Source organism: Streptococcus pseudopneumoniae, assembly GCF_038148935.1.
Lineage (GTDB): Bacteria > Bacillota > Bacilli > Lactobacillales > Streptococcaceae > Streptococcus > Streptococcus pseudopneumoniae_U.
This window is the reverse complement of sequence record NZ_JBBJZX010000079.1, coordinates 1-9128: the sequence shown is the minus strand read 5'-3', so window position 1 is coordinate 9128 and position 9128 is coordinate 1. Positions and strand designations below refer to the sequence as shown.

Genomic DNA, 9128 nt, shown 5'->3' with positions numbered 1-9128 from the left:
CTCTAAAAAAAGAAATAAAAGCAACTGGAGAATTTGATAATCTTCATCTTACTAATGGGTTTGTCGTAAATCAAGCTTATTTAGATTCTAAAAAAATTACTGCTGAACAAAACTGGGATAAAGTATTAAAATTTGGGTCTCAAGTTGAAGAACGAAGTGCCCCAAAAACTCGAACTGATTTACAAGTAAATCAAACTACTATTGATGATATTGCTGAGTTAAAAAAGATTTTACCTCTATATACAGAAACAAATTATGTAACCACTTCTTTTGTTATCAGAATGATAGTGAGGGGTTCTCTTTTAGTGCGTCACGGAAAAATTTAGGCTTCAATCCTATTTTTTTATTTCAATTTTATGTGTCGACAAAACACGACACTTATTTTATAACAGTGGCGTGAAATAATTACAACACTGAAATTATATAAAGAAGGTTCAACAATGGTTAGATCAATTTTTAATGCAGAATACATTTATTTGACTATTTTTTGTAGTGTTAAATATTTTATGCGTTTAACTTTACATTTTAGGAAGAGGAGAAGTTTATAATCAGTTTTTGAAGAAAAAAGTATAAAAAATGCTATAATAGAATACATATAGTAGGGGAGGAGAATTACAATTGTTACCTAAAAAAATTATCACACCTAAAGTACCACCTATTAAAATCCAAGGAATAAAAACTAAATTAGTTCCATTTATTGCTGAATCAATAAAGTGGGATGGTAAAGGAACATACTTTGAACCATTTATGGGATCTGGTGTAGTAGGTTTTAATTTAGAACCACAGAAGGCTATTTTTAGTGACACCAATCCCTATATCATTCAATTTTACAAAGATATTCAATCAAAGAAGATTACTGCTCAAACAGTTAGAACTTTTTTAGAAAATGAAGCAACTAAATTATCTAGTACTCCGGCTGATAAGACATCTTATTACTATGAAGTTAGAGATAGATTTAATAAAGAACATAGCTCTTTAGATTTTTTATTTTTACAACGTTCCAATTTTAATGGAATGATACGTTTTAATAATAAAGGTAATTATAATGTTCCTTTTGGACGAAAACCAGAGAGATTTCAAAAAGCATTGATTACAAAAATTGTAAATCAAGTTTCATGGATTGAAAAAATAATGAAGGGTAAAGATTGGGAATTTATCTGTATTCCTTTCACTAAAGCATTTGAGATGATGGGAGAAAATGACTTTGTTTATTTAGACCCTCCGTACATTGATCGATATGATGGATATTATGATTCTTGGAGTGAAGAATACGCGACATTACTCGCAGAACTTACTCAAAAAGGAAAAGCAGGATACGCCTTTAGTATGTGGTACGAAAATCAGTATAGAAAAAATACCCACATGGAAAAATGGACGGATGGAAAGTTGTTAACTACTGAACATTTTTATCACTTAGGAGCAAAGGAATCTAATCGAAATAAAATGATAGAAGCCCTAGTAATAAGTGAATCTAATTCAAACCTAAATGAAGTGCATCCTGAACAAGAGCAAATTAGCCTTTTTGAAATATAAAAAATAGAGCGAACTGCTCTATTTTTTATCAAATGTTTCATCGTACTGAGATAGATAATCTGAATATAATTGTTTTAATTCTAGCGATTTAGGTTCATCTGTTTTAGAAAGCCAATCAAAATATCCTTCAAGATTATTATATAAAGATTGTTTTACCTTTTGGGTATCAGTATATCTTGGGTAATGTTTCCAATAATCTTTAAACACATCATCTCCTAAAACGGAGAAAGGGCCTGCACCATAAACAAAAGGTTTAATGGATGTTGAAGTAATTGTTCCAATATTATCGGTATTTCCACTGCCTTTCTTATCACCACATATTCTATACTTTTCTTGAACAAACATTTCTATATTTTTATATGCAGGAATTATAGAATCTAATTTCTCAAAATTAACTTTTCCAGTAGTTGGTTTCGTCTCTCGAGTATAGACAACACCTAAAATATAATGACCGTCATAATCAGAGTAATGACCTACAATATTCTTTGTTCCATTTCTCATAAAACTTGTAAAACTACCTCCAGTAAAGCCAAATTTCGTATTTTCGCTTCTTCTGTAAGTAGTTTTTATATCGATGGCAATTTTTCGCCCATCTTGCTTTTTAAAATAAAAATCAGGGTATACAGTTTGTTTTTCAGATTCATGTAAAGTATAGCCCAATTCATTGGCTGAACGTTGCAATGCTTCGAAAGCTATAACTTCAAATAATCTACCTATAATCTTTGAATCACTCCCAAACGTGTAGATTTCCTTCTTTTTGTTTATAAAACCAACGAGTTCCCATTCATTTTCATTTTTTGGTAAATACTTAGCAATAGTATCAATTATTTTATCTGTATAAGGTGTCATTTACTCAGCTCCTTTTGTTTGCGAATTGTTTGCGATTATTTAATTAAAGGCTCTGAAACATTGATTTCAAAGCCTTTTTATTGTAATTTTTCTTACTCCCACTCAACTGTTGCAGGTGGTTTACTTGTGATATCGTAGACGATGCGGTTAACATGATCCACTTCATTTACGATACGTACAGAGATTTTTTGAAGGACTTCCCAAGGAATCTTTGCAAAATCCGCTGTCATACCATCGATAGAAGTAATCGCACGGATTGCAATCGTGTAGTCATATGTACGACCGTCACCCATAACCCCGACTGAACGAACACCTGTATTAACTGTGAAGTATTGCCAGATATCGCGGTCAAGACCAGCTTTGGCAACTTCCTCACGAAGAATAGCGTCTGACTCACGAACTGTTTCTAGCTTTTCTTCAGTGATTTCACCCATGACACGGATAGCAAGACCTGGTCCTGGGAATGGTTGGCGCCATACGATATGGTCTGGCATACCAAGTTCTATTCCAAGGGCACGAACTTCGTCTTTATAAAGAGTGTTGAGTGGTTCAATCAATTCAAACTGCATGTCTTCTGGAAGACCACCCACGTTGTGGTGTGACTTGATAGTTTGAGCTGTATCTGTACCAGACTCGATAACGTCTGTGTAAAGCGTACCTTGAGCAAGGAATTTCACATCTTTGAGCTTGCTTGCTTCGTCATCAAAGACATAGACAAACTCGTTACCGATGATTTTACGTTTTTGCTCAGGGTCAGAAACACCTGCAAGTTTATCAAGGAAACGTTTAGCTGCGTCTGCTTTGACGATATTCAAACCAAACTTACCACCAAGCATATCCATAACCTGATCTGCTTCACCTTTACGAAGAAGACCGTGATCCACGAAGATACAGATCAATTGATCGCCAATCGCTTTTTGGAGAAGAACTCCAACAACTGAAGAGTCAACACCACCTGATAGGCCAAGAAGGACACGTTTATCACCGACAGTTTCACGAATTTTTTGAATCTGCATATCAATGAAGTTATCCATTGACCAGTCGCCTTTAGCTTTACAGATGTTAAGGGCAAAGTTACGAAGGATATCATTTCCGTATACAGAATGACGAACTTCTGGGTGGAATTGGATACCGTAAATGTGTTTATCTGGGTTTTCGATGGCTGCGTATGGGCAGTCAGCTGATGTACCTGTACGAACAAAGTCAGCAGGAATTTCAGTAACTGCATCACCATGGCTCATCAATACAGTTTGTTCATCAGGTGTTGATTCAAAAAGAGCTGATGGTGTGTGAGTTAGGGTTGATTGACCGTATTCACGATTTCCAGCATCACCTGCAGGGACAACTTTTCCTCCAAGTTTATGGGTCAATAACTGCATACCGTAACAGATTCCCAAAATAGGAATACCAAGTTCGAAGATTTCTGGGTCAATATCAAATGAACCATCTTCGTATACAGAATTTGGACCACCTGAAAGGATAATTCCTACAGGATTGATTTCACGAACTTCAGCAGCTGAAATTTTATGGCTTTTTAGTTCTGAAAACACACCAATCTCACGGATACGGCGTGAAATCAGCTGGTTGTATTGGCTACCATAGTCCAATACGATGATTTTTTCTACATCTTGCAAATCAGTTGAAATGTTGCTCATCTTTTTCCTTTCTCAAAAGAAATATCTTTTTTCAATATTCTATCACAAATAAGGGCGAATTACCAACTAAACAAGGCGAAGTTTGACTTTTTCTAGTTTATTAGGGTACAATAGAGAAAAGATAGAAATGAAGTGAAAAATATGCTACCTGCTTATATGAAAATCCACGATCAGATTAAAAAGGATATTGACGAGCACCGTTGGGCTATTGGAGAAAGACTCCCTAGTGAACGAGATTTAGCAGAGCAGTTTGCGGTTAGTCGCATGACCCTCCGCCAAGCCGTATCTCTATTGGTCGAAGAAGGCGTTTTAGAGCGTCGTGTAGGAAGCGGCACCTTTGTATCCAGTACACGTGTACAAGAAAAAATGCGAGGGACAACCAGTTTTACTGAAATTGTTAAGTCCCAAGGTAAAGTACCCTCTAGCCAACTCATTTCCTACAGAAAAACCATTCCCAATGAACAGGAAGTTGCCAAGCTAGGAATTTCTCCTACCGAAAATATTATCCGAATGGAGCGGGTTCGCTATGCCGACCAAGTTCCTCTGGTTTATGAGGTTGCTTCTATTCCTGAGAAATTCATTAAGGACTTTAAAAAAGAAGAAATCACCAGTCATTTCTTCCAAACCTTGCAAAAACATGGCTACCGTATTGGTAAATCACAGCAGACCATCTATGCTCGTCTTGCTAAAGAAAAGATTGCCCACTATTTAGAAGTTGAAAAAGGGCATGCTATTCTTGGTTTAACTCAGGTTTCTTACCTAGAAGATGGTACTGCATTTGAATACGTAAAAAGTCAGTATGTAGGCGAACGTTTTGAATTTTATCTTGAAAATAATTAGATTACTAGGCAAAAACTCTCTGTCACGGACGACAAAGAGTCTTTTTATTTTTCTAAGAGTAAATCTTTCAAAGAAATCAGGGTTACAGCAAACAATATCATTGCCATACCAAGAAAATCAATGGGATAAAATTGTTCATTCATGATTAGAAAGGCAAAGAATACAGCCGAAATTGGCTCAATTGAAGCCAACAAGCTTGACTTGACCGGTCCTATCAGACTGGCTCCTTTAAGGAAAGCTGTATAGGCAAAGACAGTCCCGATAAGGATAATACCTGCAAACGCAAGGAGAAAATCAAGACTAGTCGGTATATTGGCCTGTAGAACTCCTGTAAAAGGAAGGGCGACCAAACCAGCTATGACCATTCCCACACCAATGACCAAACTGCTCCCCCACTTCTTAATCAAGGCTATGGGCAAAATGATATAAAGAGCGTAAGTCAGAGCAGAAAAGAGACCCCAGAACAGACCTGCAGGTGTCATAGATAACTGGTCCAACTGCCCATGTGTTGCGATCAGGAAGGTTCCTCCAATGGCGAATATGATGGAAATAATCTCTCCCAGTGTCGGCGCCACCTTATCCTTGATACAGCTATAAATCAAAATCCCGACAGGACAAACATACTGAAGCACTGTCGCGGTACCTGCATTGGTCTCCTGAATAGCAGTTAGATAGGCAAATTGATTGAGGAATAGACCAATTAGAGCAAAAAGAAGAAGAGACAGCAAACTCTTCTTATCCGTTAAAAAGGCCAGCATTTTATCCTTTGCAGTAGCATGAGCCAAGAGCATGAGAATCCCGCCAGCGATTAAAAGTCGTAAGTTAGTCAAGACCAAAGCTGAAATTCCGTGTGCCATCAGGTATTGGCCACTCGTTCCTGACAAGCCCCAAGCAATACCAGCCACAACTGTTAGTAAAGTCCCTTTTAAAATATTTGACATGTCTCTCCTTACTCTTCTTTACGAATCAAGTCCATCACTTGATTGCGGTCTAATATCCACTGGGCTCGTTCATCCTTTTCATAGGTACGATTCGATAGGAAAATGGCCGCTTCTTGCTTCTGACGATTCCACATGATAAAGGTACCTGTATAGCCCGTATGGTCTAGCCAATCTCCTTCCAAATTCCATGCCAAAGAACGTTCCTTGTCATCCAAAGGTGAAAAATTTTGACTCAAATCTCTTGCAAAATCATCTGCTAAATAGTGTTCTAAAAAGATTTGTAAATCCTTTACAGTCGAAAATAAACCAGCACTACCTGCATGTCTGCCCAAGAGGCGAGCCTTGGGATCATGTACCAGACCTGCCTCGACACCTCTGACTGTTGGAACAGCAAGCCCAACAGGCCCAAACTGGGTTTCCGTCATTCCCCACGGTTTCCAAACTTGATCCTTTAAAATCACATCCAAATCTTGATTAAAAATTCTTTCCAAAATAAAACCCAAAAGTAAAAAATGGACATCCGAATAAAGAAAGGCTAGCTGACTTCGTCTCTTGAGATGAAACATAGCCTCCTTTAATTCTGAAGCTGTTAAAAGGTCTCGATTGGGAATAAACGGATCAAGATCTGTTGCGTGAGTCAAGAGCTGACGAATAGTGATATCTGGATAATCACTTTCAGGTAAAAAATCAGTTACTGGTCTGTCAATATCTAATTGACCTTTTTCCCACAAGAAGGTAAAAACAGTACCACCCCCAACAACCTTGCTGACACTAGCTAGGTCATAAACCAGTCCTGCCTCAGTATCCAAGCCATGTTCTGGGTCACTCTGTCCTAAATAGAACTCCGTCCATTGATGGTCCTTAAAATACGCAAAAGAGGCTCCAGGATAAATCCCTGCCTCGATTTGTTCTTCTATTTTTTTAATAATCTTGGTCCACTTCATACTTCTTCAAACCACAATTCAACATTATTTCTATCTTTACCAAGGAAGAATTTTTCAGACTTAGGAATAAAATATTCGGTAGACTCAAATTTTTGGCGCAGACTTGCTATATCTAGTTCATTGACCAAGAACTTAAGCATAGATATGTCCCAAGTAACCGCATTGTCCACAGTCAGATCCTGCCCCTGTGCTGGGATAAAATCAAGTGATGTCCCAACTTCAGATGGTTCCAAGTAACTATCAACATCATTTGGGAGATGTAATTCCATAGAAATCTCAAATTTACTTAAAGAGATTGATGCCAAATCTGTTTGAAATTCAGGTTTTTCTTCTACTTCTACTAGACTTGCTCTGTCATCTTCTGCATGAATCAAAATCAAATCATTTTCTGGTGAAAAAATCTCAAAAGCGTAGCCATTTTGACCTTTATATAATTGATGAATCGAATCTGTTTTAGATAAGAGTCCTTCAATTTCCAAGGGATTTTCCACCTTGATAATCAATCTAGCCAGTTTTTTTCGTCCCTCTACCTTACGAGTACGCATACTCGGCGCTTCTTCTAAAACCAGCTTTTCAAGACCTGTTTGATCACCTAGTGATAGAAAGGCTGATTCCTCTAACAAGGCCTTCATTCCAAGGGTTTCAATATAAAATGTTTCATTTAATTTTCTATTATTAACTTTTAAAGTAGGAATAATCCGTACAATCTGATTTACATTCATAAATTCCTCCGTCACTTTTTATTTTATAGGATTTTAGAATTTTTTACAAGATATTATGCTCAAATTTACAGATTATTTCAGTAAAGATAGTCTTTCAAGGCTTTGGTCAAAACCTGATAACCGGCAACACTAAGGTGCAGCCCATCAGTAGTATAGTCTTTTTTGAGTTGGCCTGCCTGGTCTGTCAAACTATCAAATACTGGCACAAATTCCACCTGCATATAGGCCGAAGCAAGCTCTTGATAGGCATGATTCCAGTTCTGAATTTTTTCATTCGTGCGGATATAGACTGTCTGCTTGTACTCCTCTCCCTCATTGACTGGCAAAATGGAAAGCAATTTTATCTCTGTCAGTGGATAATCACGAGCAATGGATTGAATAGTAGCTTCGAGATTATTGAGAGCCTCATTCACAGGCACATCTTTTCCAATATCGTTCGTCCCAATCAAAAGGACAATTTTATCTACTGCTCCACCATATAGATGCGCATCCAGATTCTCTCGTAACAGCCCTGTCTGATAACCTCGAATGCCTCGATTGACAATCGTCTTTGCATTCCCAAACAACTCCTGCAGAGGGTAATATTCGACAATGGAGTCCCCAATGAAAAGAATATCTGGCTCTACAACTGAAACCTGATTTAAGTGACGATACTTGGTTTGTATTTTTTCTTGTTCCTTTAGGAGCCAATTTTCTAATAACTGTACTGCCACTTCATTCTCCTTTTTCTAACCAGTTTTCCAAGACTTGGTAAACTCCTCCTTGGCTGTTGGCTGGCGCTAGAGCCGTCGCAACAGCTTTGGCTTTATCATCAGCATTTTCCATCGCATAGGCAATCCCAGCCATTTCAAGCATTTCAACATCGTTTTCACTGTCACCAAAAGCCATGATTTGTTGGGGGTTCAAGTCCCAGCGCTTGAGTAATTCTTCCAAGCCCCATGCTTTATGAATTCCCGCTTGGAGGATATCAATGCAACCATAGCCACTCGATACAGCCCGAACACGGCCATCAAATAGGTTATTGATTTCTGCTAAGACCGAACTCAAACGCTCCTCACCAACAACCATGCTCATCTTGAGAACACCACCAAAGAGGTCGGAGGTTAATTCATCTACAAAATGCATCCGTTGGTAGAATTTTTCAATCATTTCTGGAGTCATAAAACTTTCAAGTTCTGTAAAAATCGTACCTTCTTTGACAAAACCACCCTTCATACCTGTTACAACAAATTGATTTTGACACGCTCGACCCTTGAAATGAGCCAAAGCCTTGTCGACAATGGCGTCATCCCATGTCTGAGCCTGAATCAGTTCATTGTTTTCAAAAATACGAGCTCCATTGGCAACAACCAAAACCACTCGATCGACCAAGTGCTCCAGCAGTTGTCTCATACGGTGAATTTCATTCCCAGTCGCGATGACAAAACGAATGCCCCTTTGATCCAACTGATCTAAAATCTTTTCCAAGCGTGGGAGATCCAGCTGGCCTCTAGCATCCAGCAAGGTCCCATCCATATCTGTCGCAATTACTTTAATCGTCATTTACTTTCCTCTGGATTCAAGCTAATCCCACTTCAATCCCACATGTTCGTTCATTTCTTTATAGGCTGTATCAATTCGTTCCTTAGTCGCTTCATCTAATTG

At 38.0% G+C, this 9128-nt stretch carries 10 protein-coding genes and 1 pseudogene; 3 read left to right on the top strand and 8 right to left on the bottom strand.

The features are described 5' to 3' along the window. Nucleotides 1-326 (top strand): hypothetical protein (locus tag WKI42_RS08330; protein ID WP_368081670.1); only part of this gene is annotated, 326 nt, incomplete at its 5' end. 292 nt (nucleotides 327-618) lie between these two features. Then, a complete protein-coding gene (locus WKI42_RS08325) occupies nucleotides 619-1533 on the top strand; it encodes a DNA adenine methylase (protein WP_050242102.1) in 915 nt (304 codons plus the stop codon). Between the two features lie 18 nt (nucleotides 1534-1551). Here WKI42_RS08325 and WKI42_RS08320 read toward each other — a convergent pair whose 3' ends face one another. Together WKI42_RS08320 and guaA are read right to left on the bottom strand one after the other, a co-directional pair. After that, on the bottom strand, nucleotides 1552-2382 hold the full coding sequence (locus WKI42_RS08320) for a type II restriction endonuclease (RefSeq protein ID WP_112444157.1): 831 nt from the start codon (nucleotides 2380-2382) through the stop codon (nucleotides 1552-1554). Nucleotides 2383-2474: 92 nt separating this feature from the next. Further along, complete coding sequence (gene guaA, locus WKI42_RS08315) at nucleotides 2475-4037, bottom strand: glutamine-hydrolyzing GMP synthase (protein WP_368081669.1); 1563 nt, start codon at nucleotides 4035-4037, stop codon at nucleotides 2475-2477. Nucleotides 4038-4178: 141 nt separating this feature from the next. Between guaA and WKI42_RS08310 the strand changes: the two genes are divergently transcribed. Beyond that, entirely contained in the window at nucleotides 4179-4877 is a 699-nt protein-coding gene (locus WKI42_RS08310; RefSeq protein WP_000936191.1) for a GntR family transcriptional regulator, read from the top strand. Between the two features lie 44 nt (nucleotides 4878-4921). Here WKI42_RS08310 and WKI42_RS08305 read toward each other — a convergent pair whose 3' ends face one another. The 6 genes and pseudogenes from WKI42_RS08305 to WKI42_RS08280 all read right to left on the bottom strand — a co-directional run. Beyond that, nucleotides 4922-5818, bottom strand: coding sequence for a DMT family transporter (locus tag WKI42_RS08305; protein ID WP_000065448.1), 897 nt, complete (start codon nucleotides 5816-5818; stop codon nucleotides 4922-4924). Between the two features lie 8 nt (nucleotides 5819-5826). After that, entirely contained in the window at nucleotides 5827-6762 is a 936-nt protein-coding gene (locus tag WKI42_RS08300; RefSeq protein ID WP_368081668.1) for a serine hydrolase domain-containing protein, read from the bottom strand. After that, a complete protein-coding gene (locus WKI42_RS08295) occupies nucleotides 6759-7484 on the bottom strand; it encodes a CppA family protein (protein WP_368081667.1) in 726 nt (241 codons plus the stop codon). Before WKI42_RS08295 ends, WKI42_RS08300 begins: the two co-directional genes overlap by 4 nt. A gap of 77 nt (nucleotides 7485-7561) precedes the next feature. Next, nucleotides 7562-8197 (bottom strand): SGNH/GDSL hydrolase family protein, encoded by a 636-nt coding sequence (locus WKI42_RS08290; protein ID WP_368081666.1) that lies wholly within the window; start codon nucleotides 8195-8197, stop codon nucleotides 7562-7564. A 1-nt stretch (nucleotide 8198) separates the two neighbouring features. Continuing rightward, nucleotides 8199-9026, bottom strand: a complete 828-nt coding sequence (locus tag WKI42_RS08285) for an HAD family hydrolase (RefSeq protein WP_368081665.1) — start codon at nucleotides 9024-9026, stop codon at nucleotides 8199-8201. A gap of 21 nt (nucleotides 9027-9047) precedes the next feature. Then, nucleotides 9048-9128, bottom strand: a pseudogene (locus WKI42_RS08280) (poly-gamma-glutamate biosynthesis protein); the annotation flags it as partial.

Bases quoted from the DNA above. Each gene is read 5' to 3' on its own strand.
- WKI42_RS08300 (WP_368081668.1), bottom strand. From the start codon at position 6,762: ATGAAGTGGACCAAGATTATTAAAAAAATAGAAGAACAAATCGAGGCA.
- WKI42_RS08295 (WP_368081667.1), bottom strand. From the start codon at position 7,484: ATGAATGTAAATCAGATTGTACGGATTATTCCTACTTTAAAAGTTAAT.
- WKI42_RS08305 (WP_000065448.1), bottom strand. From the start codon at position 5,818: ATGTCAAATATTTTAAAAGGGACTTTACTAACAGTTGTGGCTGGTATT.
- WKI42_RS08285 (WP_368081665.1), bottom strand. From the start codon at position 9,026: ATGACGATTAAAGTAATTGCGACAGATATGGATGGGACCTTGCTGGAT.
- WKI42_RS08320 (WP_112444157.1), bottom strand. From the start codon at position 2,382: ATGACACCTTATACAGATAAAATAATTGATACTATTGCTAAGTATTTA.
- WKI42_RS08310 (WP_000936191.1), top strand. From the start codon at position 4,179: ATGCTACCTGCTTATATGAAAATCCACGATCAGATTAAAAAGGATATT.
- guaA (WP_368081669.1), bottom strand. From the start codon at position 4,037: ATGAGCAACATTTCAACTGATTTGCAAGATGTAGAAAAAATCATCGTA.